General features: G+C 73.8%; 20 protein-coding genes. 9 read left to right on the top strand and 11 right to left on the bottom strand.

The annotated features are described in order from the left end of the window. Positions 1–64 precede the first annotated feature (64 nt). From ACQUFX_RS16625 to ACQUFX_RS16590, 8 genes are all read right to left on the bottom strand, one after another. Entirely contained in the window at positions 65–832 is a 768-nt protein-coding gene (locus ACQUFX_RS16625; protein WP_428961299.1) for an anti-sigma factor family protein, read from the bottom strand. After that, positions 829–1,518 carry a sigma-70 family RNA polymerase sigma factor gene (locus tag ACQUFX_RS16620; protein ID WP_067370540.1) on the bottom strand — a complete coding sequence of 230 codons (690 nt, stop codon included), beginning with the start codon at positions 1,516–1,518 and terminating at the stop codon, positions 829–831. The genes ACQUFX_RS16625 and ACQUFX_RS16620 overlap by 4 nt, the downstream gene beginning before the upstream one ends. Before the next feature lie 116 nt (positions 1,519–1,634). Next, positions 1,635–2,492 (bottom strand): spermidine synthase, encoded by an 858-nt coding sequence (locus ACQUFX_RS16615; protein WP_428961298.1) that lies wholly within the window; start codon positions 2,490–2,492, stop codon positions 1,635–1,637. Continuing rightward, entirely contained in the window at positions 2,492–3,436 is a 945-nt protein-coding gene (locus ACQUFX_RS16610) for a hypothetical protein (protein ID WP_211272077.1), read from the bottom strand. Before ACQUFX_RS16610 ends, ACQUFX_RS16615 begins: the two co-directional genes overlap by 1 nt. Before the next feature lie 32 nt (positions 3,437–3,468). Continuing rightward, positions 3,469–5,943 (bottom strand): AAA family ATPase, encoded by a 2,475-nt coding sequence (locus tag ACQUFX_RS16605; protein ID WP_428961297.1) that lies wholly within the window; start codon positions 5,941–5,943, stop codon positions 3,469–3,471. Next, entirely contained in the window at positions 5,943–7,091 is a 1,149-nt protein-coding gene (locus ACQUFX_RS16600; protein WP_428961296.1) for an exonuclease SbcCD subunit D, read from the bottom strand. The genes ACQUFX_RS16605 and ACQUFX_RS16600 overlap by 1 nt, the downstream gene beginning before the upstream one ends. Before the next feature lie 12 nt (positions 7,092–7,103). Continuing rightward, positions 7,104–8,852 carry an ATP-binding protein gene (locus tag ACQUFX_RS16595; protein WP_428961295.1) on the bottom strand — a complete coding sequence of 583 codons (1,749 nt, stop codon included), beginning with the start codon at positions 8,850–8,852 and terminating at the stop codon, positions 7,104–7,106. Positions 8,853–8,995: 143 nt separating this feature from the next. Beyond that, on the bottom strand, positions 8,996–9,760 hold the full coding sequence (locus tag ACQUFX_RS16590) for a pyrimidine reductase family protein (protein WP_428961294.1): 765 nt from the start codon (positions 9,758–9,760) through the stop codon (positions 8,996–8,998). A 150-nt stretch (positions 9,761–9,910) separates the two neighbouring features. Here ACQUFX_RS16590 and ACQUFX_RS16585 point away from each other — a divergent pair, with 150 nt between their 5' ends. The 6 genes from ACQUFX_RS16585 to ACQUFX_RS16560 all read left to right on the top strand — a co-directional run bounded on the left by ACQUFX_RS16585 (position 9,911) and on the right by ACQUFX_RS16560 (position 16,527). Continuing rightward, positions 9,911–10,462: a plasmid pRiA4b ORF-3 family protein gene (locus tag ACQUFX_RS16585; protein ID WP_428961293.1), complete on the top strand. Its 552-nt coding sequence runs from the start codon at positions 9,911–9,913 to the stop codon at positions 10,460–10,462. 278 nt (positions 10,463–10,740) lie between these two features. Further along, positions 10,741–12,033 (top strand): ABC transporter substrate-binding protein, encoded by a 1,293-nt coding sequence (locus tag ACQUFX_RS16580; RefSeq protein ID WP_428961292.1) that lies wholly within the window; start codon positions 10,741–10,743, stop codon positions 12,031–12,033. A 113-nt stretch (positions 12,034–12,146) separates the two neighbouring features. Further along, positions 12,147–13,118 carry a carbohydrate ABC transporter permease gene (locus tag ACQUFX_RS16575; RefSeq protein WP_428961291.1) on the top strand — a complete coding sequence of 324 codons (972 nt, stop codon included), beginning with the start codon at positions 12,147–12,149 and terminating at the stop codon, positions 13,116–13,118. 10 nt (positions 13,119–13,128) lie between these two features. After that, entirely contained in the window at positions 13,129–13,971 is an 843-nt protein-coding gene (locus ACQUFX_RS16570; RefSeq protein WP_428961290.1) for a carbohydrate ABC transporter permease, read from the top strand. Next, positions 13,968–15,392 (top strand): GH1 family beta-glucosidase, encoded by a 1,425-nt coding sequence (locus tag ACQUFX_RS16565; protein ID WP_428961289.1) that lies wholly within the window; start codon positions 13,968–13,970, stop codon positions 15,390–15,392. The genes ACQUFX_RS16570 and ACQUFX_RS16565 overlap by 4 nt, the downstream gene beginning before the upstream one ends. 88 nt (positions 15,393–15,480) lie before the next feature. Beyond that, a complete protein-coding gene (locus ACQUFX_RS16560; RefSeq protein ID WP_067371276.1) occupies positions 15,481–16,527 on the top strand; it encodes a LacI family DNA-binding transcriptional regulator in 1,047 nt (348 codons plus the stop codon). 62 nt (positions 16,528–16,589) lie between these two features. Here ACQUFX_RS16560 and ACQUFX_RS16555 read toward each other — a convergent pair whose 3' ends face one another. Both ACQUFX_RS16555 and ACQUFX_RS16550 read right to left on the bottom strand, forming a co-directional pair. After that, positions 16,590–17,810 carry an acyl-CoA dehydrogenase family protein gene (locus ACQUFX_RS16555; protein ID WP_428961288.1) on the bottom strand — a complete coding sequence of 407 codons (1,221 nt, stop codon included), beginning with the start codon at positions 17,808–17,810 and terminating at the stop codon, positions 16,590–16,592. Continuing rightward, a complete protein-coding gene (locus tag ACQUFX_RS16550; protein ID WP_428961287.1) occupies positions 17,810–18,889 on the bottom strand; it encodes a phosphotransferase family protein in 1,080 nt (359 codons plus the stop codon). Before ACQUFX_RS16550 ends, ACQUFX_RS16555 begins: the two co-directional genes overlap by 1 nt. A 147-nt stretch (positions 18,890–19,036) precedes the next feature. Here ACQUFX_RS16550 and ACQUFX_RS16545 point away from each other — a divergent pair, with 147 nt between their 5' ends. Continuing rightward, entirely contained in the window at positions 19,037–19,741 is a 705-nt protein-coding gene (locus ACQUFX_RS16545) for an ACT domain-containing protein (RefSeq protein ID WP_428961286.1), read from the top strand. 289 nt (positions 19,742–20,030) lie between these two features. Then, entirely contained in the window at positions 20,031–21,074 is a 1,044-nt protein-coding gene (locus tag ACQUFX_RS16540; RefSeq protein WP_428961285.1) for a GNAT family N-acetyltransferase, read from the top strand. A 29-nt stretch (positions 21,075–21,103) separates the two neighbouring features. On the opposite strand, the gene ACQUFX_RS16535 is transcribed toward ACQUFX_RS16540, so the two are convergent. Beyond that, the gene (locus ACQUFX_RS16535; RefSeq protein ID WP_428961284.1) at positions 21,104–21,508 is read right to left on the bottom strand and encodes a VOC family protein; all 405 of its coding nucleotides are present in this window, start codon (positions 21,506–21,508) and stop codon (positions 21,104–21,106) included. Positions 21,509–21,739: 231 nt separating this feature from the next. On the opposite strand from ACQUFX_RS16535, the gene ACQUFX_RS16530 reads away from it, so the two are divergent. Next, positions 21,740–24,619, top strand: a complete 2,880-nt coding sequence (locus ACQUFX_RS16530; protein WP_428961283.1) for a glycoside hydrolase family 9 protein — start codon at positions 21,740–21,742, stop codon at positions 24,617–24,619. Positions 24,620–24,678: the final 59 nt, after the last annotated feature.

Here is a 24,678-nt window from a genome sequence, read left to right as displayed (position 1 = left end):
TTCACCCGGAAACGACGGATCGGCGCCGGCCCCGGGCGGGGACCGACGCCGGGTGGCGTCCGACTCAGAACCTCGTCGACACCAGCGGGGTGGCCACCCCGCTCTGGTCGACCGACTGCACCTGGATACGGGCGATCTCGTCCCGGGCGGTGACGGTGGAGGCCCCCAGGGTCAGCTTCTCCGGGTTGGCGTTCGTCCCGTAGCCGCCCGGCGGGACGTTCCACGAGGAGATCACCTCGGTGTTGCCGTCCGTGCGGACCAGCACCAGCCGACAGGTACGCGGGCCGGGCAGCTTGTCCAGCACGAAGTTCACCTGGGTGCCGTAGTTCTTGTCGGCGATGTAGAAGGTGGCCTTGACCCCCGTCGTCGCGTCGGTGGCCTCGAACGGGTCGCCCTCGATCTGGTTCGGGCCGCCGATCCCGGGACCGTCGACCGACGGGTCGCCACCGACCGGCGCACTGGTGGAGGGCACCGCGACCACGTCCGGCGGACCGCCGTCGCTGATGCTGGCGATGCCCACCCCGGTCAGCCCGCCGAAGACCACCACGGCGGCGGCGCTGGTCAGCACCTGTCGGAACCGCTGCCGCCGCCGATGCGCCCGGACCGCCCCCAGGGTGCGGTCCAGCAGCCGGGGATCGGTGGCGGTCTGCTCCATCGCCGTCATGGTCTCGCCGTCGATGTCGGAGAGCAGCCCCACCACCGGGACCATGGTCTCCAGTTCGGCCGCGCAGGCCCAACAGGTGGCGAGGTGCTCCTCGAACCGCTCGGTGTCCTGCTCGTCCAGCACGCCGAGCGCGTACGCCGCGACGTCCATGTGCTCGGTCCGGCTCATTCCGTCACCCCCCTCTCCTGTAGAGCCGTGCGCAGCGCACGGAGCGCGTAGTAGACCCGCGACTTCGCGGTGCCGAGCGGGAGCCCCAACTCCTCGGCCGCCTCCGGCACCGTCCGGCCCCGGAAGTACGTGGCCACCAGGATCTCCCGGTGCGACTGACTCAGGGTACGCAGGGCATCCGCCACCGTCATCGTGCGCAGCACCCGGTCGGTGCTGTCCGCCTCGGCGAACGCCGTCAGGTCCCGGTCGTACGTCTCCGCCGGGCGGGCCTGCTCACTGCGGTGCTCGTCGATGGCGATGCGGCGGGCCACCGTGACGAGCCAGGGCCGCAACGAGCCCTGCCCCTGCGCGCCCAACCGGTGCGCGTTGCGCCAGGCCCGCAGCAGGGTCTCCTGCACGATGTCCTCGGCCCGCTGCCGGTCGCCACCGGTGAGCCGCATCACGAACATCAGCAACGGCCCGGCGTGCTCGGCGTACAGCAGCCGGATCAGCCGGTCCGAGTGGCCCGCGTCGTCGGGCGCCTGGTGGCGACCGGTGGTCGGTCGGGGCGTCACCGGGTCATTCTGGCGATCGACCGAGCGGGTGTCGCCACCCCGGCTGGAACGGGAGACCCGGGACTGGGACCGGGCGGACATCCAGTCCGGCCGGGCCCGGTCACCGTGCCAGCCGGCCGCCACCGCATGCATGCAGACCTCCGGAACGTCCTGTGAGCTCAGATGCCCCGGTCGGGAGGCCGCCGCCGGGATCCGGAGCGTCTCGTGGCTGGGGTCGCCCGGTGGTACGGGGGAACCCGGCCAACGGATCAACGGCCGGCGGAAAAAAATCCCGGCGGTGGTGGCGGGGAGCCGGTGGCGTCCGCGTCGCACACCACCGGGGCCCCGCCGGTGAACCGGTCGAGGTCCGCGCCGGCCACCACCCGGCCCGGGAACCAGTCGCCGGCGGCCCGCCGGGTCAGCTCCGGCACCGGCGGCTCGACCCGCCCCGCGACCAGCACCAGGTTGCCGTACCGCCGGCCGCGCAGCACCGCCGCGTCGGCCACCAGGCAGGCGTGCGGCAGCACCGCGCGGGCCGTGGCCACCTGTCCCCGGGCGTGCCGCAGCGGTGGCCCGTCGGCCAGGTTCGCCAGGTACCAGCCGCCGGGGCGCAGCACCCGGGCCACCTCGCCGACGTACTCCACACTGGTCAGGTGCGCCGGGGTCCGGGCACCGGCGAAGACGTCGGCGACCACCACGTCGTAGCTCGCGTCCCGGGTGGCCGCCAGGGTCGCGCGGGCGTCGGCCACCCGGACCCGCAAGCGTGCCTCGGCCGGCCAGGGCAGCGCCCGCCGGACCAGTTCCACCAGCGCACCGTCCACCTCGGAGATCCGCTGGGTCGACCCGGGCCGGGTCGCCGCCACGTACCGGGGCAGGGTCAGTGCCCCGCCGCCGAGGTGCAGCACCCGCAGCGCCGCGCCGGCCGGGGCGAGCAGGTCGATCGCGGCGGCGAACCGGCGGACGTACTCGAACTCCAGGTGGGTGGGGTCGGTCAGGTCCACGTGCGACTGCGGCGCGCCGTCCAGCAGCAGGGTCCACGACCCGGCGCGGTCCGGGTCCGGCACCAGCTCCGCCCGCCCGGTGTCGACCTGCTCGACGACCCGGTCCGCGTCCCGCCGCCGCCCCATCAGCGCCCGGTCCGGGCGGCGGCGGTCAGCGCCCGGTGCAGCAGCCGGGCGTCGCCCAGCAACGCCCGCAGCCGGCGCTCCAGCCCGGCGATCGGGACCAGGTTCTGCGGGGCCCGGGGGTCCTTGTACGGCGTGGACGCGAACCGGGGCAGGGTCACCAGCGACAGGTCGGCCAGCCCGATGGCCGCCGGCTCGGGCAGCTCGGCGGAGCACTCCACCCGGACGATCCCCGCCCACGGCGCCCCGGAGGCCACCGGCAGGCGAAGGTACCAGGAGTAGCCGCCCCAGGCGGTGCCGAGCCGGAACACCGGGGAGCGCTGCCCCGACCGCAGGCCGGTCACCACCGCCGTCAGCCGGGCGTCCAGGTACTGGCTGTGCTGGGTCTTGATGTAGCCCAGGGTGCGCGGCAGGTTCCGCCGGCTGCGCAGCGGGCCGTCCACCACCAGCAGGTCGCCGTCGGTGCGGGCGGCCCCGGAGACCTCCACCTCCAGCGCGGTCAGCGGCCCCTGCACCGCCGCCGGCAGCTTGTTCAGCTCGCCGCTGCCGCCCACCCGGTGCACCGGGTACCGGATCCGCCCGGCCACCACCTCCCGCGCCGACGGGCTCGCCGTGAACAGGCCCCGGCCCACCTTCGCCCCGGCCAGCCGGGCCGCGCCCCGCTCCAGGTCGCAGCAGACCACCCCGGCGGCGTACGACGCGGCGACGCCCGGGAAGGAGCCGCCGTCCGGCTCCGCCGTCCAGACGCTCGCGTCGATCCGGCGTACCCCGTCGACCAGCAGCACCACGGCCGGCGCGGGGACGTCCCGGCGGACGTCGATCGCCCGCCAGTCCACCGCCGGCAGCTCCACGTCGGCGTCGACCTGCGCGCTGCTCGGCGCCGCCGGCCCGCCCGGGGCCGCCTCGAAGGACGTTCCGTAGCTCGGGTCCCAGGCGTCGACGAACAGCTCCGGCGAGCCGTCCCCGGCGGCCGGCGCGGTCACAGGCCGGTCCGTTCGACGCGGGCCGTCCGGGCGTCCTTGCGGACCTCGTACCGCACCGGGATCCGCTCGGCGAGGGCCGGCACGTGGGTGACCACGCCGACCATCCGGTCACCCCGGGCGGCCAGGCTCTCCAGGGTGGCCGCCACCGTGTCCAGGGTCGCCGCGTCCAGGGTGCCGAAGCCCTCGTCCAGCACGATCGACTCCAGGCTCGCCGACGTGGTGGAGAGCCCGGCGAGCTGCTCGGACAGCGCCAGTGCCAGGGCCAGCGAGGCCTGGAACGTCTCCCCGCCGGAGAGGGTGCGCACCCCGCGCCGCAGCCCGGCGTCGTAGTGGTCGACGACGAAGAACTCACCCTTGTCGTGCACCAGGTCGTACTGGCCGCCGGAGAGTTCCCGCAGGATCCGCGACGCGCCGTCGACCAGCAGGTCCAGCGCCTCGGCGAGCAGCCACCGCTCGAAGTTGTTGGCCCGCAGGTGCCCGGCCAGGGCGCGGGCCACCTGGGCGTCGCGCTCGTGCCCGGCGCGCTGCTCGCGCAGCCCGGCGGCCTGCTCGCGGCGCTCCACCAGCCGCCGGTGGGCCGCCTCGGCGCGCTCCACCGCGACCGTGGCCGCCCGGACCGGGTCGTCGTCGGCCGGCAGGCCGGCGGCGGCGAAGAGCGCGCCGATCCGGTCCTCGACGGCGGCGGCGTCGGCCTCGGCGGCGGTCACCGAGGCGGCCACGCCGACCCGGTCGGCCCGCCGCCGGGCCGCCTGCGCGTCGGCCCACCCGGCGAGGGCCGCCCAGGCGGCGGCGACGTCGTCCCGGTCGGCGGCGGGCGGCCCGAACCGGGCCAGCCCGTCCCGGGTCGTGTCGAACTCCCGCCAGGCGGCCCGCAGCCGCTCCTGGGCCGTGTCGAGCACCCCCCGGGCCCGCCGGGCGGCGTCCCGGCCGGCCCGGACCGCGCCCGCCGCCTCGTCCAGCGCCGCGCGCAGCCGGGCGTGTTCGGCCAGGTCGTGCCGGAGCGCCTCCGGGGTGGCCGCCCCGGCGAGCTGCCCGTCCAGCTCGGCGAGGCGGGCGGACACCTGGTCGTGCCCGGCGCGGGCGCGCAGCAGCACCCGTTCCCGCTCGCGGGCCGCCCCGTCGCGTTCCTGCACCACCCGTTTCGCCGCGTCGGTGGCGGCGCGGGCGGTCTTGCCGGCGGCGACGGCTCCCGCCACCGCCGAGCCGGCCGGCACCGCCGGCACCCGGGTCACCTCCTGTGCGCAGACGGGGCAGGGCGCCCCCGCCACCAGGTGCGCGCGCAGCGCCGCCGCCTGGTCGGCGGCCTTGGCCTCCTCGTGCGCCCGGAACGCCTCCTCCAGCTCCGCCTCGGCCCGCTCGGCCGCCGCCCGCGCCTGCGTCAGCGCGGCCAGCGCCGCGTCGTGCCCGTCCTGGGCGGCGGCCACCGCCGAGGCCGCCGCCGTGGCCTCCCCGGTGAGCCGGTCGCGGTCCGCGTACGCCCGCAGCAGCAGCCGCGCGGCGCTCTCGTCGCCCGCGCCGGCCAGCTCCCCGCGCAGCTTCTCCTCCCGCTCCTCGGCCAGCGTCACCACCCGGGCCGCCTCGTCCGCGCCGGCCCGTGCGGTGGCCACGGCGCGGGCCACCTCGGTCACCCCGTCCGGTGCCCGCACCGCCCCGAGCACCGTCAGCTCGGCGTCGAGGGCGGCCAGCGCCGCCTGCGCCTCCCGCGCCGCCGACCGGGCCCGCTCCCGCTCCGGTACGGCCGCCGCGACCGCCCCGGCCAGCTCGTGTGCCCGGGTCACCCCGGCCTGCGCCCCGGCCAGCGCCGCGTCGTCGACGTCGTCGAGACCGGCGAGCATCCGGGCCACCGCCTCCAGCTTCGCCTCGGCCTGCCCGGCCCGCTCGGTGGCCCGCTTCTGCACCCGCTCGTAGACGCCGAGGCCGAGCAGGTTGACCAGGATCTGCTGCCGGGTGGCCGGCTTGGCGTGCAGGAAGTCGGCGAACTGCCCCTGCGGCAGCACCACGCAACTGGTGAACTGCTCGTACGGCAGCCCGACCGCCGCCAGCACCGCGCCGTCCATCTCCGCCGGGGTGCCGGCGACCACCTCGCCCAGGTCCTCCGGGCTGAGCCCGGTGTCCAGCTTGGTCACGTCGAACCCGGCCGGCATGAGCTGCAACCCGGCGTTGGTGGTCTTGACGTTGCCCCGGCTGTCCCGGCGCACCACCCGGGTCGCCACGTACCGGTCCCCGGCGGACTCGAACACCAGCCGGACCCGGGCCTCGGTCGCCGACGGGGCGAGCGCGTTCGACAGCCCCCGCGCCCCGCCCCAGCGGGGCACCGCCCCGTAGAGCACGAAACAGATCGCGTCCAGCACCGTCGACTTGCCCGACCCGGTCGGCCCGACCAGGGCGAAGAAGTCCGCGTCGGTGAAGTCGACGGTGGTCGGGTCCCGGAAGACGGTGAAGCCCGCCATGTCCAGCCGCATCGGTCGCACTACGGGTCGACCTCCTCGAACAGCTCGTCGAACAGCGCCCGGACCTCGGAGTCGGCGTGGCCCCGGCTGTCCAGGTAGTCGGCGAAGAGCTGCCGGGGCGAGCGGCCGGCCCGCTGGGCGGTGCGGGCGCCGGAGCCGGGGGCCGGCACCAGCTCCGGATCGATCCGGATCTCCACCGCCGAGGGGAGCAGCTCCTGCACCTCCTCCCGCAGCCCGGCGCGTGGCTGCTCCCGGACGTACACCCGCAGCCAACCCTCCGGCGGGGTGGCCTCGGCGAGCTGGGCCAGGGTGCCCCGCAGCGTGCGCAGCGGGATCGCCGCGGCCACCGGCACCTCCCGGACGCGGGCCGCCGTGGTGGCGGTCACCTCCACCATCGTCACCGAGCAGACGTTCTCCTGCTCGCCGAAGTCCACCGCGATCGGGCTGCCGCTGTACCGGATCGGGCAGGGGCCGATCACCCGCTGCGACCGGTGCAGGTGCCCCAGCGCCACGTAGTGCGCGGTGCCGGGGAAGACCGAGGCGGGGACCGCGTACCCGAGCACGGTGTGCGCGTCCCGCTCCCCGCCGCCGGTGGACGCGCCCACCACGGTCAGGTGCGCGGTGACCAGGTGCACCCGGTCCGGCTCGTCGAACCCCTCGGTGAGCCGGGTCAGGATCCGCCCCAGGTGGTCGGCGTACGTCTGGGTGGCCTCGGCGGCGGTCAGCTCGTACATCTCCACCGCGCGGACCGCGTACCGCTGGGACAGGAACGGCAGCGCGGCCACCCGCCACCGCTCGCCGCCGGCGGTGACCCCGTCGACGACGTGCTCGTCCGGGTCCTCCCGGACGCTGCCGCGCAGGGTGATCCCGGCCGCCTCGGCCCACGGGCGCAGCGCGTCCAGCGCCGCGCCGTTGTCGTGGTTGCCGCCGATCGCCACCACGTCCGCGCCGGTGCGGCGCAGCGCGGTCAACGCCCGGGTGACCAGCCGGGTCGCCTCCGGGGTGGGCGCGGCGGTGTCGTACAGGTCACCGGCGACGATCACCAGGTCGGGGCGCTCGACCCGGGCCACGTCGATGATCCCGGCGAGGACCTGCTTGTGCTCCTCGGCCCGGGAGCGGCCCTTGAGCACCTTGCCGACGTGCCAGTCGGAGGTGTGCAGGATCTTCATGAGTGGGTGCCCCTAGAACGGGATGTCGTCGTCGCTGCCGCCGCCGGAGCCGACCACCGCGAACGGGTCGGCCGCCCCGGTGATCGACCGGAGCGTCTCCGAGGGGGCCCGACCGGCCTCGGAGACCCGGGTGGCCCAGGCCGGGAAGGGGAACTCCAGGCAGAGCGGGACCGGGATGTCCGGCTGGTTGACGAACATCGTGCCCGGCTTGGCCAGCAGGGCCCGCTGCCGCTGCGCGGGCGGGAGGAAACCGTACTCCGGGCGGGACGCCTCGGCCGGGTCCAGCCGGCCGACCACCCGGATCGCCGAGTTGGTGACGATGCGTCGTTCCACCTCGCTGGCGGTCTGCTGCGCGCCGACCAGGATCACCCCCAGCGACCGCCCCCGCTCGGCGATGTCCAGCAGGACCTCCTTGATGGGGGAGGAGCCCTCGCGGGGGGCGTACTTGTTCAGCTCGTCGAGGACGACGAAGAGCAGCGGCTTGGCGGTGCCGGCCTTCTCCTTGCGCTCGAACTCGCTCTTGAGCGTCACGCCGACCACGAACCGCTGCGCGCGGTCCGGCAGGTTGTGCAGGTCGACCACGGTGACCTGGGCGCTCTCGGCGGTGTTGATGCTGTGCGGGCGGCGGGCGGCCAGGTCGCCCCGGATCAGCCGGGAGAGGTCCTTCTTGCTGCCGATCAGCCGGCGGGCGAAGGCGTTGACCGTGCCGACGCCGACCGCGCTGCCGGCCCAGTCGCCGCGCGTCTCGTCGTCGGTGAGCTGCTCGACGATGTGGTCGACCAGGTCGGCGTAGGTGCCGAGGCGGACCCCGTCGACGCTCACCCCGCCGTCGGCGGGCTGGGCGTACCGGGCCAGGTGGGCGGCGACCGAGTGGACCACCATCGTGTACTGCTGGCGCTCGTCGTCGGCGTCGGCGAAGACGTACGGCAGCAGCCGGTCGGCGCAGAACTCGCTCAGCGTCCAGTAGAAGCTGTCCACCCCGGTCAGCCGGCTGCTCACGTCCGGCGTGCCGGAGGAGTCGCCGATCCGTGGCGGGGCGTACACCCGCACGTCCGGGAAGGCCCCGGCGGCCAGGCCGAGCTTCGCGTACCCGGCCCGGGTGGCGTCGTCGAGGCGGGTGTTCGGGTGGTCGAGGAAGAGCAGGTCCTCGCCCTTGACGTTGAAGATCAGCGCCTTCGCGTTGACCGCGTCCCCGCCGAGCACCCCGGAGCGGAAGACCGAGTAGAGCAGGAAGGTGGCGAAGCTGGTCTTGGTGGCCACCCCGGAGATGCCGGAGATCGACACGTGCGCGCCCCGGGTGCCGTCGAGGAAGTCGGCGTTGAGGTAGACCGGCACCCCGTCGCGGCCCATCCCCATCGGGATCCGCCGTTCCATCCGGTCGAAGTGCAGCGCCCGGGCCCGCGCGTCGCCCTCGGCGCGGTGCACCACCGCCCCGGGGTGCGGGGGCACGTAGAACTCCGGGTCGACCCGGGTGGTGGTGATCTCGGCGGCCTCCTGCACCATCGCCGGCAGCGTGCCGTCGGCGATGGCGAAGACGTCCGAGTCGAACTGGGCGCCCTCGTGCCGGGCACGGACCTGGGTGACCACCCCGGCGATGGTCACCGGCTCCCGGTCGGGCAGCTCGCGGCGGGTCACCACCACGTCGTCGAGCTGCAGGTAGCTGCCGGGGGCCACGGCCGTCCAGAACTGCAACGGGGTGGCGTCGGCGGTGCCGAGCACCCGCCCGACGCCACCCGAGCCGTCGAACTCGTCGTCGGTCATCGGTGGGCTCCGGTCAGCCGGTGGTCTCGGTCAGCGAACACGTCCTGCATCCTGCCCGAGGAGTGTGACAGGTTGCCACGCGACGTGCCGCCGTCGACGGGCAGCGACGACCGGCGTACGGATGGTGCCGGCCCGGTGGCGGGTCAGCGGGCGTACCGGAGCAGGAGCGTGCCGTCGTCGGCGGCCAGCACGTGCCGCAGCGGGAGCCGCCGCAGCGCGCTCGACCCCCCGGCGGTGATCCGGCCCGGTCCGGGCCCGGCGAGCAGCGGCGTGACCGTGAGACAGACCTCGTCGACCAGGTCGGCGCCGGTGAGCGCGCCGAAGAGCTGCGGCCCGCCCTCGCAGAGGAGCTGGCCCAGGCCGCGGCCGCGCAGCGCGGCCAGGCCCGCCGTGAGGTCCACCCGGTCGGTGCCGCAGCGCACCAGGTCGGCGACGTCGGTCAGGCCGGGCGGTGGGTCGGCCGCCTCGTGGGTGAGCACCACCGGGCGGACCGGGGCGTCGGCGAAGGCGGCCTGCGCCGGGTCGAGCCGCAGCGAGCCGGAGACCACCACCAGCGTCGGGTACGGGGGCAGCCCGTGCCCGACGCGCCAGGCCCGCCGGGCCTCGTTCAGGCGCAGCGCCCGGTACGCCTCCTGCCGCAGCGTGCCGGCGGCCACCAGCAGCCCGTCGCAGACCATCCGCAGCAGGCCGAAGACCCGCTTGTCCGGCCCGCCGGAGAGCCCGGCGGAGTAGCCGTCCACACTCACCGCGCCATCGACGCTGGTCACGAAGTTCATCCGCAGGTGGGGCCGGTCGGCGCGGCCGTACAGCGCGGTCAGCTCGGGGTCGGTCAGCGGGGCGGGGCGGGCGTCCCCGGGCCCGGTGGTGGGGGCCGGCGAGAGCCGGTGGATATCGACGCGCCCGCTCATTCGCCGGCCGGACCGGTCACCGGAGGAGTGGGTGCGGGGGTACGGTGCTGGCAGTCGCACCAACTCCGGCCGGGGCACTCGTCGTGCCGCCGCGCCCGGCACGCTCGGCAGATCATGCCGGCAGCCTATGCCGAGGAAGGATGGGGCCGCATGTCGCGTCAGATCTTCCAGCTCAAGGTGTCTTTGGCCGGGATCCGACCACCGGTCTGGCGGCGGGTGCTGGTGCCCGGCGCGTACACGCTGGACCGGCTGCACCGGGTGCTGCAGTACGCGGTGGGCTGGCGGGACTGCCACCTGCACTCGTTCGACATCGACGGGGTGTCGTACGGCGACCCCGACCCGGACCCGGACGGCGAGCTGGCTCTGCGCGACGAGCTGGAGGTACGGCTCGACGCGGTGCTGGGCAAGGGCAGCCGGTTCCGGTACACCTACGACTTCGGCGACTGGTGGGAGCACGACCTCGTGGTGGAGGACGTCGTCCTGGCCGACCCGGACGAGCGGTACCCGACCTGTCTCGACGGCGGGCGGGCCGGGCCGCCGGAGAACATCGGCGGTCCGCTCGGGTACCGGGACCTGCTCGCCGCCCTCGCCGATCCGGGGCGGCCCGGGTCGGCGTCGCTGCGGGACTGGGTCGGGGACGGTTTCGACCCGGAGTCGTTCGACGCCGGCCGGACGACGACCCTGCTCCGGCGGCTCTGTTGAGCCGCGTCGGGAACGGTCGATTGACGTGCTCCGGCGGGGCCCGTGCCCCGGTGGCGGCCCGTTCATTCCGGTCCGGCGGTAACGATCTGGGAACGCTCCCAGCGGTCTATTGACACTCCTGTAACCCGGCGGCAGTCTCATGGGAGCGCTCCCGGCGTCCCACGGAAACATGGGCCGGGAGTGATCGACGCCGCCCCGACCACCGTCGGTGCGGCAGCGCGCGCAGTACACCCCCACCACAGAACTCCACTGCCTCACCACCGAAAAGAGGGGTCAGGATGAGCGTCACCACGCGGCGCAACCGCTTGGCGGTCGCCGCCCTTGCCGCGATCACCGCACTCGGCGGTCTCACGGCCTGCGGCAACGACGACGAGGGCTCGGTCCAGGCGGACGGCAAGCCCGCCAAGCTGGTCGTCGACACCTTCGGCGAGATGGGCTACGACGAGCTCGTCAAGCAGTACGAGAAGGAATCCGGCATCAAGATCGAGCTGCGCAAGACCGCCCAGCTCGGTGACTACCGGCCCAAGCTGGTCCGCTACCTGGCCACCGGCAAGGGCGCGGGCGACGTGGTCGCCCTGGAGGAGGGCATCCTCAACGAGTTCAAGGCCAACCCGCGCAACTGGGTCGACCTGACCCCGCTGGTCGCCGACCACTCCAAGGAGTTCCTGGCCTGGAAGTGGGAGCTGGGCAAGGCGCCGGACGGCCGGCTGATCGGCCTGCCGACCGACGTCGGCAGCCTCGCGGTCTGCTACCGCAAGGACCTCTTCGAGGCCGCCGGTCTGCCGACCGACCGGGACCAGGTCTCGGCGCTCTGGCCGGACTGGAACGCCTTCCTGGAGACCGGCAAGAAGTACAAGGCCGGCAGCGGCGGCAAGGCCCTGATCGACTCGATCACCGCCGTCTCCAACGGCGTGCTGTTCCAGCAGGGCAGCGACCTGTTCTACGACAAGGAGAACAACGTCATCGCGGACAAGAGCCCGGCGGTGAAGGCCGCGTGGGACACCGCGCTCTCGATGACCGAGATCTCCGCCAAGGCGGCCACCTGGTCGCCGGAGTGGTCGGCCGGCTTCAAGCAGGGCACCTTCGCCGCGACCTTCTGCCCGTCCTGGATGCTCGGCATCGTGGCGGACAACTCCGGCCCGGCCAACAAGGGCAAGTGGGACGTGGCCGCGGTGCCGGGCGGCTCCGGCAACTGGGGTGGCTCGTGGCTGTCCGTGCCGGAGCAGAGCGCGCACCAGAAGGAAGCCGCCAAGCTGGCCGAGTTCCTGACCAACGCCACCAGCCAGGTCGAGGCCTTCAAGCTCAAGGGCCCGCTGCCGACCAACCTGGAGGCCCTGAAGAACCAGGACTTCCTGAACTACACCAACGAGTACTTCAGCAACGCCCCGACCGCCAAGATCTTCGGTGAGAGCGTCGCCGGCATCCAGCCGGTCCACCTGGGCCCGAAGCACCAGGCGGTCAAGGAGAACGCGCTCGAGCCGGCCCTGCGGTCGTTCGAGAACGGGCAGGCCAGCAAGGAGAAGGCCTGGGAGCAGTTCACGAAGGACGCCGCCACCCAGGGCGCCTTCTGAGTCAGTCCCATCCGGTGGCGTTCGGGAGGCACTCCCGGACGCCACCGGTCGGTCCCCCCTCCGCGTACCACCCTGTGCGAGGACCCCCGGGCCTCGCCGGGAAAGGATTCCGCATGAGCCTGTCGGCACCGACGGCCACGCCGTCACCAGCAGCACCGCCGCCCCGGGAGTCGGCCTCCCGGCCCCGCAAGGGACACCTCTTCACGCGCCTGGACCTCAAGTACTCGCCGTACCTCTACATCGCGCCGTTCTTCCTGATCTTCGGGGCGTTCGGGTTGTACCCGATGCTGCGCACCGCCTGGATGTCGCTGCACGACTGGGACATGATCGGCGACCGCTCCTTCATCGGGCTGGACAACTACACCCGCCTGATGCAGGACGAGTACTTCTGGAACGCGCTGGTCAACACGTTCGGCATCTTCGCCCTGTCGACCATCCCGCAGTTGCTGCTCGCGCTCTTCCTGGCGAACCTGCTCAACAGCACCCTGCTGCGGGCCAAGACCTTCTTCCGGATGGCCATCTTCATCCCGAACGTCGTGTCGGTGGCCGCTGTGGCGATCGTCTTCGGGATGCTCTTCCAGCGTGACTTCGGCCTGTTCAACTGGCTGCTCAGCTTCGTCGGGGTCAGCCCGGTCGACTGGGACGCGGGCAAGCTCAGCTCGTGGACGGCGATCGCCTCGATGGTCAACTGGCGGTGGACCGGCTACAACACGCTGATCCTGCTCGCCGGCATGCAGGCCATCCCCAAGGACCTGTACGAGGCCGCCGCGCTCGACGGCGCCAGCCCGTGGCGGCAGTTCTGGCAGATCACCCTGCCCATGCTCAAGCCGACCTTCGTCTTCGTGGTCATCCTCTCCACCATCGGTGGCATGCAGCTCTTCACCGAGCCCCTGCTCTTCGGCAACGGCGTGATCCTCGGTGGCGACCAGCGGGAGTTCCAGACCCTGGCGATGTACATGTACGAAATGGGCATCACGAACCTGAACACCGCCGGCTACGGCGCCGCCGTCGCCTGGGCGATGTTCCTGATCATCGTCGTGGTGTCGCTGGTCAACTTCGTACTCGTCCGCCGCTCGGCCAAGTGAGGAGCGACCCATGATCTCCGCTTCCCAGCGCCTGTGGCGCACCAGCCCGTTGACCTACGTCGCGCTCGTCATCGCGGCCCTGATGTCGATCTACCCCTTCTACTACATGGTGGTGATCGGCACCCGCAGCCTCGACCAGATCAACGACGTGCCCCCGCCGATGCTCCCCGGCAGCGAGTTCGGCGCGAACTTCGGCCGGGTCCTCGACAACGACGCGGCGAACTTCCTCAAGGGCATGCTCAACTCGATCATCGTCTCCTCGGTGGTCACCGTGTCGGTGGTGATCACCGGCTCGCTCGCCGGCTTCACCTTCGCCAAGCTGAGGTTCCGGGGCCGCAACGCCCTGCTGCTGGCGATCGTCGTCACCATGATGATCCCGACCCAGCTCGGCCTGATCCCGCTCTGGGGCATGATGCAGACCCTGGGCTGGTACGACAGCCTGTACGCGGTGACCGTGCCGTTCCTGGTCAGCGCCTTCGGCGTGTTCATGATGCGGCAGTACGCCAGCCAGGCCATCTCCGACGAGCTGATCGAGGCCGGCCGGATGGACGGGGCGAGCACCTTCCGGATCTACTGGAACATCGTGCTGCCGGCGCTGCGCCCGGCGGCCGGGGTGCTGGGGCTGCTCACCTTCATGGAGACCTGGAACTCCTTCCTCTGGCCGTACGCGATCCTCAGCCCGGAGAACCCCACCCTCCAGGTGTCCCTCTCCTTCCTGTCGTACGCCTACTACACCGACTACTCGCAGGTGTTCGCGGCCACGGCGATCGGCACCATCCCCCTGGTGCTCGTCTTCCTCGTGTTCGGCCGCCAGATCATCGGCGGGATCATGGAAGGTGCCGTCAAGTCGTGAGCACCCCAGCAGGCCCACCCGCCGTCGGCGTGCTCGACCAGGGGCCGCAGCTGTCCTTCCCACCCGGGTTCCTCTGGGGCGCCGCCACGGCGGCGTACCAGATCGAGGGGGCGGCCACCGCGGCCGGGCGCGGACCGTCCATCTGGGACACCTTCAGCCACACCGAGGGGCGGGTCGTCGAGGGGCACACCGGTGACGTGGCGTGCGACCACTACCACCGGGTGGCCGAGGACGTCCGGCTGATGGCCGAGCTGGGGCTGAAGTCGTACCGGTTCTCGGTCGCCTGGCCCCGGGTGCAGCCCACCGGCTCCGGCCCGGCCAACCAGCAGGGGCTGGACTTCTACCGGCGGCTGGTCGACGAGTTGCTGGCGCACGGCATCGAGCCGTGGCTCACCCTGTACCACTGGGACCTGCCGCAGCCGCTGGAGGACGAGGGTGGCTGGCCGGCCCGGGACACCGCCGGGCGGTTCGCCGACTACACCCGGCTCGTCGTGGACGCCCTGGGGGACCGGGTCCGGTACTGGACCACCCTCAACGAGCCCTGGTGCTCGGCCTTCCTCGGGTACAGCTCCGGGGTGCACGCCCCGGGGCGGACCGATCCGGCGGCGGCCGTCCGGGCCGGGCACCACCTGATGCTCGGGCACGGGCTCGCGGTGCAGGCGCTGCGGGCCGGCCGCCCGGACGCCGAGGTCGGGGTGACGGTCAACCTGTACCCGGTCACCCCGGCCACCGACGCGCCCGGGGACGTGGACGCCGCCCGGCGCATCGACGGTCTGGCGAACCGGTTCTTCCTCGACCCGCTGCTGCGCGGGTCGTACCCGGCGGACCTGCGGGCCGACCTGCGGTCGGTGACCGATTTCGGTCACGTGCGCGACGGCGACCTGGCCGTCATCGCCACCCCGCTGGACCTGCTCGGCGTCAACTACTACAGCCGGCACGTGGTGGCCGCGCCGGCCGAGGGGGCGGAGCGGTCCGGCCCCTCGGACTGGCCGGGCAGCGCGGACGTCCGGTTCGTCAAGCGCGGCGTGCCGGTCACCGACATGGGCTGGGAGATCGACGCCCCGGGGCTGGTGGAGACGCTGCGCCGGGTGCACGACGAGTACACCGACCTGCCGCTGTACGTCACCGAGAACGGGTCGGCCTTCGTCGACACGGTCGTCGACGGTCGGGTGGACGACGCCGACCGGTTGGCCTACTTCGACTCCCACCTGCGGGCCGCACACGCCGCGATCTCGTCCGGTGTGCCCCTGCGGGGGTACTTCGCCTGGTCACTGTTGGATAATTTCGAATGGGCCTGGGGATACACGAAGAGGTTCGGGATGATCTACGTCGACTACGACAACGATCAAGCCCGCATCCCCAAGTCCAGCGCCAGGTGGTACGCCGAGGTGATCCGACGCAACGGTCTGGCCGCACAATAAGGCGAGGGCCAGCCCAGTAAGGGGCGGCTCCGGCGCCTTTCCCCGCCGGGGGTGACGCCGGAACCGCCCGATGTCGGAGGAGCAGACCATGACAACGCAGCGCACCCGGTCGCTCGGGCGCCCGACCCTCGACGCGGTCGCCGCCCGGGCCGGCGTCGGCCGGGGAACGGTGTCCCGGGTGGTCAACGGCTCGCCCCAGGTGAGTCCGGAGGCCCGGGCCGCGGTGCAGCAGGCCATCGCCGAGCTGGGGTACGTGCCGAACCGGGCGGCCCGCGCGCTGGTCACCCAGCGTACCGACTCGGTGGCCCTGGTGGTGTCCGAGTCGGGGGAGCGGGTCTTCACCGAGCCCTTCTTCGCGGCCATCGTCCGGGGGATCAGCTCCGGCCTGCTGGAGACGCCGATGCAGCTCTGGCTGGCGATGGCCCAGTCGCCGGTGGAGCGCGAGCGCGTCGAGCACCACCTGACCAACCAGCACGTGGACGGCGTCCTGCTGCTCTCGCTGCACGACGCCGATCCGCTGCCCACCCTGCTGGAGGAGCGCGGGCTGCCGACCGTGCTCGGCGGCCGGCCGGCGCGGATGCTGCACCCGTCCGCCACCCCCGGGTGGTTCGTCGACGTCGACAATGTCGGCGGCGCGCGGCACGCCGTGGAGTACCTTTTCGGTCAGGGGCGGCGTCGGGTCGGCACCATCGCCGGCCCCCAGGACATGGGGGCCGGGCTGGCCCGGCTGACCGGGTACCGGGAGGCGGTGAAGGCCGTCGGCGCCGGCATCAACCCCGACCTGATCGCCTACGGCGACTTCAGTGAGGGCAGCGGCACCGCCGGCATGCGCCGGCTGCTGGCCTCCTGCCCGGACCTCGACGCGGTCTTCGTCGCCTCCGACCTGATGGCGTTCGGCGCGCTGCGGGCGCTGCGCGAGGCGGGGCGGCGGGTGCCGGAGGACGTGGCCGTGATCGGCTTCGACGACGCGCCGGTCTCCCGGCAGGCGGAGCCGCCGTTGACCACCGTCTTCCAGCCGATCGAGGAGATGGGCCGGCAGATGGCGTTGCTGCTGGTCGCCCGGATCCGGGGCGAGGAGGTGCCCTCGCCGCACGTCCTGCTCGACACCCACATGGTGCGCCGCGAATCCGCCTGAACCGTCCCCCGGCCGGTCACCGGCCGGGGGACGGCCCGGCGGCGGTCAGCCGCCGGTGGTGATCAGCCGGGGGTGGCCCAGCGGCGCAGTTCACGCCGGGCCAGCGAGGCGCGGTGCACCTCGTCCGGGCCGTCGGCGAGGCGCAGGGCGCGGGCCTGGACCCAGAGCCCGGCCAGCGGGGTGTCCTGGCTGACCCCGGCGCCGCCGTGGGCCTGGATCGCCTTGTCGATCACCCACTCGGCCATCGCCGGCGTGACGATCTTGATGGCCTGGATCTCGGTGTGCGCCCCCTTGTTGCCCACGGTGTCCATCAGCCAGGCGGTCTTGAGCACCAGCAACCGGGCCTGCTCGATGCGGACCCGGGACTCGGCGATCCACTCCCGGACCACGCCCTGCTCGGCCAGCGGCCGGCCGAAGGCGACCCGTTCGGCGACCCGCCGGCAGAGCAGTTCCAGGGCCCGTTCGGCCATCCCGATGAGCCGCATGCAGTGGTGGATCCGGCCGGGGCCCAGCCGCGCCTGGGCGATCGCGAACCCGTCGCCCTCCGCGCCGACCAGGTTCTCCGCCGGCACCCGGACGTCGGCGAAGTCGATCTCCGCGTGCCCGCCGTGCGGGCCGTCGGTGTAGCCGAAGACCGTCAGGCCCCGGCGTACCGTCACCCCCGGGGTGTCCCGGGGGACCAGGATCATGCTCTGCTGCCGGTGCCGTTCGGCGTCCGGGTCGGTCTTGCCCATCACGACGAAGACCGCGCAGCGTGGGTCCATCGCCCCCGACGACCACCACTTACGGCCGGTGACCACGTACCCGTCGCCGTCGCGGACGATCCGGGTGGCGACGGTGGTGGCGTCGGAGGAGGCCACGTCGGGCTCGGTCATGCAGAACGCCGAGCGGATCTCGCCGGCCAGCAGCGGCAGCAGCCAGCGCTCCCGCTGCGCGGCGGTGCCGAACTCGGCGAGCAGTTCCATGTTGCCGGTGTCCGGGGCGGCGCAGTTGAGCGCCTCCGGGGCCAGGTACGGGCTGCGCCCGGTCAGCTCGGCGAGCGGGGCGTACTGGAGGTTGGTCAGCCCGGCACCGTGGCGCTGGTCGGGGAGGAAGAGGTTCCACAGGCCGCGCCGGCGCGCCTGCGCGCTCAACTCGGCCAGTACCGGTGGGCGGGCCCACGGGTCACCGGCGGCGGCGACCTGCGCGGCGTGCACCGGCTCGGCCGGGTACACGTGCTCGACCAGGAAGTCGGTCAGCTCCGCGCGCAGCCGCCGCGTACGGTCGTCGTACCCGAAGTCCATCAGCGCTCCCCGGCGGCGGTCAGCCCGTGCTCGACCAGCGGGGCCACCAGCTCGCCGATCCGGTCGAAGCCCGGTCCCAGGGTCTGCCCGTGGGTGTGCCGGTAGTGGATGCCCTCGCAGATCACCGCCAGTTTGAAGCAGCCCAGCGCGACGTGCCAGTGCAGCGGCCCGACGTCGACGTCACCGCGACCGGCGTACCGCTCGACCAGCTCGGCGCCGGTGGGGAAGCCGGCCCGGGGACCGAGCCCGTCGGCGACCGGGTCGCCCGTGCCGGCGTCGCCGCCCCCGAGCACGTCCCAGTACGTCAGGAGCAGCCCCAGGTCGGCCAGCGGGTCGCCGACGGTGGCCATCTCCCAGTCCAGCACCGCCCGGATGCCGACCGGGTCGACGCTGGCCAGGAGGTTGTCCAGCCGGTAGTCCCCGTGCACGATCCGCCCGGGGTGGTCGCACTCGGGGACGGTCGCGGCGAGCGCGTCGCGCAACTCGTCCACGCCGGGCAGTGGTCGGCTGCGGGAGCGCGCCAACTGGCCGGCCCAGCGCCGGACCTGCCGGGCGAGGTACCCCTGCGGGCGGCCGAAGTCGCCCAGCCCCACCGCCGCCGGGTCGATCGCGTGCAGCGCGGCCAGCGTGTCCACCATCGCCAGGGCCAGCTCCCGGCGCTGCCCGTCGTCGAGCCGGTCGGTCTGGGACCGGGTCCGGAACACCTCCCCGGCGACCCGCTCCATCAGGTAGAACGGCGCCCCGATCACCGCCGGGTCGGTGCAGAGCAGCAGCGTACGGGGGACCGGCACGGCGGTCGGGGCCAGCGCCGCGAGCACCCGGAACTCACGCGCCATGTCGTGCGCGGTGGCCAGCACGTGCCCCAGGGGCGGGCGGCGCAGCACCACCTCCCGGTCGCCGGCCCGCAGCAGGTACGTCAGGTTCGACCGGCCCCCGGTGACCAGCTCCGCCCGCAGCGGCCCGGCGCCCAGCTCGGGACGGTGCTCGGCGAGGTGGAGCCGGAGCCGGTCCAGGTCGAGCCCGTCCGGCGGCGCACCGGCCGGTGCCTCGCCCGGTGGTGCGATGGCCGGATCGGTCATTCGGACAGTTGATGGCACCGGGTCCGGGATGTCAAGGCGAAGAGTTTCACCCGGGGTTATCCAGCCGCAACAGGGGCGAAATGGTCATCGGGCAGGCTGGTGCCCAGCCTGCCGACCGGGCCGGCGCGCCGAGTGGAGGGAACAGTCATGTTGCTGAGAGTTCGGGTGACCCTGCCGGACCGGCCCGGAACCCTCGGCCAGGTGGCCCGCACCCTCGGGGTCTCCGGCGCGGACATCGTCCAGGTGGTGGTGCTGGAGCGGCTCGGCGGGCGGGCGGTCGACGACTTCACCGTGGTCTGGCCGGGCGTGGCGCGCGTGGAGCGGCTGCTGGCCGGCCTCGCGGCGATCCCCGGCGTCCGGGTGGACGGCGTGTGGCGGGCGATCGGCGCGCCCACCACCACCGGCCAGGACGCGGAGCTGCTGGCCCAGGTCGCGGCGAACCCGACCGACGGCCTGGCCACCCTGGTGGACGCGGTGCCCGGTCTGCTCGCCGCCGACTGGGCGGTGGCCGCGGTCGTGCCGCTGGACTGGGCCTCCCGGGCCGGTGGCGGCCAGCCGACGGTGGCGCACGCGAGCTGGCGGGCCCCGGCTCCGCCCCACCTGCCGGAGGTGACCCCGCTGCGGGCCCGCGCGCTGACCACGGCCGACGGCGCGCACTTCGCGGTGGCCCCGTTCGGCCGGGCCGGGCTGGTGCTGGTGGTGGCCCGGGAGCACACCGACACCCTCACCCCGGCGGCGTTCCACACCACCGAGGTCGACCGGCTGGCGCAGCTCGTCCGGGCCAGCGCCGTCATCCTCGGTGACCGGCTCGACCTGGTCGGCTCGCCCCCGCCGGTGGCCGCCGGCTCCTGACCGCCGGGCGTACGCCCGGCCCCGCACGTCGGCTCGACCCCGGTTCGGGGGCCCGAGCTGCGGCCCGACTCCCGGTACGGGATCAGCGGGCCGCGGGCCGACCCCGGTTCGGGGTCGGCCCGATTCGTGTCCCCGTACCGGCCCTGCCGCCCGTCGCGGGCACCGGTGGCGCTGCCGGCGGCGCCCGGACCTGCGGAATGTGACCTGCGCCCGGTCCCGGGACGTCACCGTCGGGCAACGCCCCGGCAACAGCCGCCGGTCAAGGTCGTAGGCGGGGAAGGGAGTGAACATGGCACTGTGGCGCATCCGGGCGACCGTGGACGACCGGCCGGGCTACCTGTCGGTGCTCACGGCGAGCCTCGCCCTGCGGGGGGTCAACATCCTCACCGTGCAGGTGCACACCACCGAGGCCGGCGCGGTCGACGACTTCCTCGTCGACGCACCGGACTCGCTCACCGAGACCGAGTTGCTGGCCGCCGTGGAGCGCGGCCGGGGGCGCAACTGCTGGGTGGCCCGCAGCGAGGCGCGCGGCCTGGCCGACCAGCCGACCCGGGTGCTCGGCCTGGCCACCCGGCTGGTCCGTGACCCGGAGGCGGCCGGTGAGGCGCTGCGCGTCCTGCTCGGCGCGGACGAGGTGAGCTGGCGGCCGGAGCCGGCCGTCGACGGGCCGGGCATCGGCGACACCACCATGCGCCTGGCCGACCCGACCGGTGGCACGTACACGCTGCGCCGGCTCGCGCCCAGCTTCACCCCGGCCGAGTACGCCCGCGCGCAGGCCCTGGCGGAGTTGGCCGCCGCCGTCGCCCGGCGGGCCGTCGAGCAGGTCGCCCTGGTCCTCCCCGACGGCGCCGAGGTGGGGGTCCGCCCGGCGACCGGGGACGACGTGCCGGCCCTGGTGAGCCTGCACGAGACGTGCTCGGCGCGCAGCCGGCAGCGGCGGTACCTCGGTGGGGCCGGGCTGCCCCCGGTGGCGCGGCTGCGCCGGCTGGCCGAGCCGGAGCGGGGCCTGACCCTGCTCGCCACCGACGTCGACGCCCCCGGTGAGCCGGTGGTCGCGATGGCGAACCTCCTCGGCGAGGGCGACGAGGCCGAGGTGGCGCTGCTGGTCCGCGACGACTGGCAGCGGCGCGGGCTCGGCACCGCCCTGCTGCGGCGACTGGTCCGGCACGCCGAGCAGTCCGGGTACGCCGCGCTGGTGCTGCACACCCACGCGGAGAACGTGCCGATGCTGCGGACCCTGCGCCGACTGGGCCGCCCCGCGCCGGTCGACCGGGACGGCCCGGTGCTGACCGTGACCGTCCCGCTGCCCGTCACCGCCCCGGCCACGGGCTGACCACCGGGACGGCGAGCCGACCGGGAGGGTCAGCCGAAGAAGAAGCCGGCGCGGCGGTGCCCCGACACGCAGAACCGGTTGCCCTCCGGGTCGGCGAGGACCACGTACGGCAGCACGCCCGGCTCGGGCTCGGTCGGGTAGTACGCCCAGTCGATCCGCCGCGCCCCGAGCGCGACCAGCCGCGCCACCTCCTCGTCCAGGTCCGTCTCGCCGGCGTGCAGGTCGAGGTGGATGCGGGGGAAGTCCGGGGCGGGGCTCTCGCTGAGGTCCAGCGCGATGGCTGAGCCCGGCTCCCCCGGCGGCGGTTCGAGCACGATCCACCCGTCGTCGGGGTAGCGGGGCGGCCGGCGGACGTACCCGAGGGCGACGCCCCAGAAGGCGGCGGCGCGTCCGCAGTCGGTGACGCCGAGCGATATCTGTTCGATCATCGACATCTGTCGACGGTAGCCGGGCGGAAGCGCGTTTCCCACCATGTCGACGGTCGGGCCGTTGGGCTTCCCAAGCTGGCCACCGACTAGATACATTGTTGGGCATCCATGGGAGCGCTCCCGCGCATCCTCTCCGGACCCCACCACCACCGCCCCCGGCAGCTCCGAGGTGTTGCCCGACGCCGTCCCGCGTCCCCTCGGAGCTGCCGGGGCACCCTTTCGACAGGAGCCCACCCGATGCGCCACCGCACCCGGCCGTCGCGCGGCCGTCCCTGGCTGCGCCGACTCCTCGCCGCCGGCACCGCGCTGACCAGCGGCCTCGCCCTCGCCGTCACCGCGCCGACGGCCGTGGCCGCCGCGGCCGCGGCGGCGCCCACCTTCAACTACGCCGAGGCGCTGCAGAAGTCGCTGCTCTTCTACGAGGCGCAGCAGTCCGGCGAGTTGCCCGAGTGGAACCGGGTCTCCTGGCGCGGCGACTCGGCGCTGACCGACGGCGACGACGTCGGCCTCGACCTCACCGGTGGCTGGTACGACGCCGGTGACCACGTGAAGTTCGGCTTCCCGATGGCGTTCAGCGCGACGATGCTGGCCTGGGGCGCGGTCGAGTACCGCGACGGGTACGTCCAGTCCGGACAGTTGACCCACCTGCTGAACAACCTGCGCTTCGTCAACGACTACTTCGTCAAGGCGCACCCGTCCCCGAACGTCCTCTACGGTCAGGTCGGCAAGGGCGACGACGACCACAAGTGGTGGGGTCCGGCCGAGGTGATGCCGATGGCCCGGCCGGCGTACAAGATCGACGCGAGCTGCGGCGGCGCGGACCTGGCCGGGGAGACGGCGGCGGCGATGGCCGCCTCGTCGATGGTGTTCCGCCCCACCGACGCCGCGTACGCCGACAAGCTGGTCGGGCACGCCAGGCAGCTCTACACCTTCGCCGACACGGTGCGCAAGAGCTACAGCGAGTGCATCACCGACGCGACCAGCTTCTACCGCTCCTGGAGCGGGTACCAGGACGAGCTGGTCTGGGGCGCGGTCTGGCTGTACCGGGCCACCGGCGACGCCGCCTACCTGGCCAAGGCCGAGAGCGAGTACGACAAGCTCGGCACCGAGAACCAGAGCACCCTGCGGTCGTACAAGTGGACCGTCGCCTGGGACAACAAGCAGTTCGGCGCGTACGTGCTGCTGGCCAACCTGACCGGCAAGCAGAAGTACGTCGACGACGCCAACCGCTGGCTGGACTACTGGACGGTCGGGGTCAACGGGGAGAAGGTCCGGTACTCGCCCGGCGGGATGGCCGTCCTCGACTCCTGGGGCGCGCTGCGCTACGCCGCCAACACCGCCTTCGCCGCGCTGGTCTACAGCGACAAGACCACCGACGCCACCCGCAAGACCCGGTACAAGGACTTCGCCGTCCGGCAGATCAACTACGCCCTCGGCGACAACCCGCGCAACTCCAGCTACGTGGTCGGCTTCGGGGCGAACTCCCCGAAGAACCCGCACCACCGCACCGCGCACGGCTCCTGGTGGGACAGCAGCAAGGTGCCGACCGAGACCCGGCACGTGCTCTACGGCGCGCTGGTCGGCGGCCCGTCGTCGCCGAACGACGCGTACACCGACAGCCGCGACGACTACGTGATGAACGAGGTGGCCACCGACTACAACGCCGGCTTCACCTCCGCGCTGGCCCGGCTCACCCAGGAGTACGGCGGCACCCCGCTGGCGAACTTCCCGGTCGCCGAGGAGCCGGACATCGACGAGCTGACCGTGGAGACCACGGTGATGCACAACGAGCCCCGGGCCACCGGCCTGAAGGTCATCGTCTACAACAAGTCGGCCTTCCCGGCGCGGGCGCTGACCAACGGCAAGTTCCGCTACTACTTCCGCCCCGACGGCACCGGCCCCATCCAGGTCACCCCCGGCTACACCCAGGGCTGCCCGTCGCCGACCACCGCGAAGCAGCACTCCGCCGACATCTGGTACGTCGAGGTGGACTGCACCGGGCACACCATCGCCCCGGCCGGGCAGTCGCAGCACCGGATGGAGGTCCAGTTCAAGGTCGGCGTACCGGAGGGCGGCACCTGGAACTCGGCCAACGACCCGTCGTACCAGGCCACCGCCGGGCCGAACCCGACGGTCCCGCTCTACGCCGGCAGCACCCGGGTCTGGGGCACCGAGCCCGGACCGGCCACCCCGGACACCACCGCGCCCACCGCGCCCGGCACCCCGGTCGCCTCCGGGCTGAGCGCCACCGGCGTCACCCTGACCTGGCCCGCCTCCACCGATGCCGGCGGCAGCGGCCTGGCCGAGTACGAGATCACCCAGGAGACGCTGGGCAGCGACGCGCTGGTCCTGCACCGCCGGACCACCAACAGCCTGACCCTGACCTCGCTCCAGCCGGCCCGGACGTACCGGTTCTGGGTGCACGCCCGCGACGGCGCCGGGAACCGTTCCCCGTCCTCGCCCCGGGTCGAGGTCACCACGCCCGCCGGCAACGGCCCGGACACCACCCCGCCCACCGTGCCCGGCACCCCGACCGCCTCCCAGGTCGGCCCGAACGGGCTCACCCTCACCTGGGGACCGTCCACCGACAACGTCGGCGTCACCGGCTACCAGGTGTACCGGCAGTCCTGGCCGGTCGCCTCGCTCGTCGCCACGGTCACCGGCACCAGCCACGCGGTGACCGGCCTGAGCCCGGCGACCGCGTACGTCTTCTACGTGGTCGCCCTCGACGCGGCCGGCAACCCGTCGGGTCCGTCGCCCACCGTCACCGTCACCACCGCCGACCCGCCGGTCGGTGGCGCGTGCATGGTCGGGTACACCACCAACGACTGGAACAGCGGCTTCACCGCCAACGTCACGGTCACCAACACCGGCACCACCCCGTTGACCGGCTGGACCGTCGGCTGGACCTTCTCGAACGCCGGCCAGAAGGCCGGGCAGGCGTGGTCGGCGACGGTCACCCAGACCGGTACGGCGGTGACCGCGACGAACCTCTCCTACAACGGGGCGCTCGCCCCGGGCGCGTCGACCAGCTTCGGGTTCAACGGCACCCACACCGGGGCCAACCCCAAGCCGACCGCCTTCACCCTCAACGGCGTGGCCTGCACCCTGGCCTGACCGCGTACCGACCGGAGCCGGGCACCACGTTCCCACGGTGCCCGGCTCCGCGCTGCCCG

Origin of the sequence: Micromonospora fluostatini (assembly GCF_050410825.1) — a bacterium.
GTDB lineage: Bacteria > Actinomycetota > Actinomycetes > Mycobacteriales > Micromonosporaceae > Micromonospora > Micromonospora rosaria.
This window is presented reverse-complemented; position numbering and strand designations above follow the sequence as displayed.

Bases quoted from the DNA above. Each gene is read 5' to 3' on its own strand.
- ACQUFX_RS16540 (WP_428961285.1), top strand. From the start codon at position 20,031: ATGGCACTGTGGCGCATCCGGGCGACCGTGGACGACCGGCCGGGCTAC.
- ACQUFX_RS16545 (WP_428961286.1), top strand. From the start codon at position 19,037: ATGTTGCTGAGAGTTCGGGTGACCCTGCCGGACCGGCCCGGAACCCTC.
- ACQUFX_RS16580 (WP_428961292.1), top strand. From the start codon at position 10,741: ATGAGCGTCACCACGCGGCGCAACCGCTTGGCGGTCGCCGCCCTTGCC.
- ACQUFX_RS16585 (WP_428961293.1), top strand. From the start codon at position 9,911: ATGTCGCGTCAGATCTTCCAGCTCAAGGTGTCTTTGGCCGGGATCCGA.
- ACQUFX_RS16535 (WP_428961284.1), bottom strand. From the start codon at position 21,508: ATGTCGATGATCGAACAGATATCGCTCGGCGTCACCGACTGCGGACGC.
- ACQUFX_RS16620 (WP_067370540.1), bottom strand. From the start codon at position 1,518: ATGCATGCGGTGGCGGCCGGCTGGCACGGTGACCGGGCCCGGCCGGAC.
- ACQUFX_RS16555 (WP_428961288.1), bottom strand. From the start codon at position 17,810: ATGGACTTCGGGTACGACGACCGTACGCGGCGGCTGCGCGCGGAGCTG.
- ACQUFX_RS16575 (WP_428961291.1), top strand. From the start codon at position 12,147: ATGAGCCTGTCGGCACCGACGGCCACGCCGTCACCAGCAGCACCGCCG.
- ACQUFX_RS16550 (WP_428961287.1), bottom strand. From the start codon at position 18,889: ATGACCGATCCGGCCATCGCACCACCGGGCGAGGCACCGGCCGGTGCG.
- ACQUFX_RS16560 (WP_067371276.1), top strand. From the start codon at position 15,481: ATGACAACGCAGCGCACCCGGTCGCTCGGGCGCCCGACCCTCGACGCG.
- ACQUFX_RS16600 (WP_428961296.1), bottom strand. From the start codon at position 7,091: ATGAAGATCCTGCACACCTCCGACTGGCACGTCGGCAAGGTGCTCAAG.
- ACQUFX_RS16590 (WP_428961294.1), bottom strand. From the start codon at position 9,760: ATGAGCGGGCGCGTCGATATCCACCGGCTCTCGCCGGCCCCCACCACC.
- ACQUFX_RS16595 (WP_428961295.1), bottom strand. From the start codon at position 8,852: ATGACCGACGACGAGTTCGACGGCTCGGGTGGCGTCGGGCGGGTGCTC.
- ACQUFX_RS16625 (WP_428961299.1), bottom strand. From the start codon at position 832: ATGAGCCGGACCGAGCACATGGACGTCGCGGCGTACGCGCTCGGCGTG.
- ACQUFX_RS16570 (WP_428961290.1), top strand. From the start codon at position 13,129: ATGATCTCCGCTTCCCAGCGCCTGTGGCGCACCAGCCCGTTGACCTAC.
- ACQUFX_RS16530 (WP_428961283.1), top strand. From the start codon at position 21,740: ATGCGCCACCGCACCCGGCCGTCGCGCGGCCGTCCCTGGCTGCGCCGA.
- ACQUFX_RS16615 (WP_428961298.1), bottom strand. From the start codon at position 2,492: ATGGGGCGGCGGCGGGACGCGGACCGGGTCGTCGAGCAGGTCGACACC.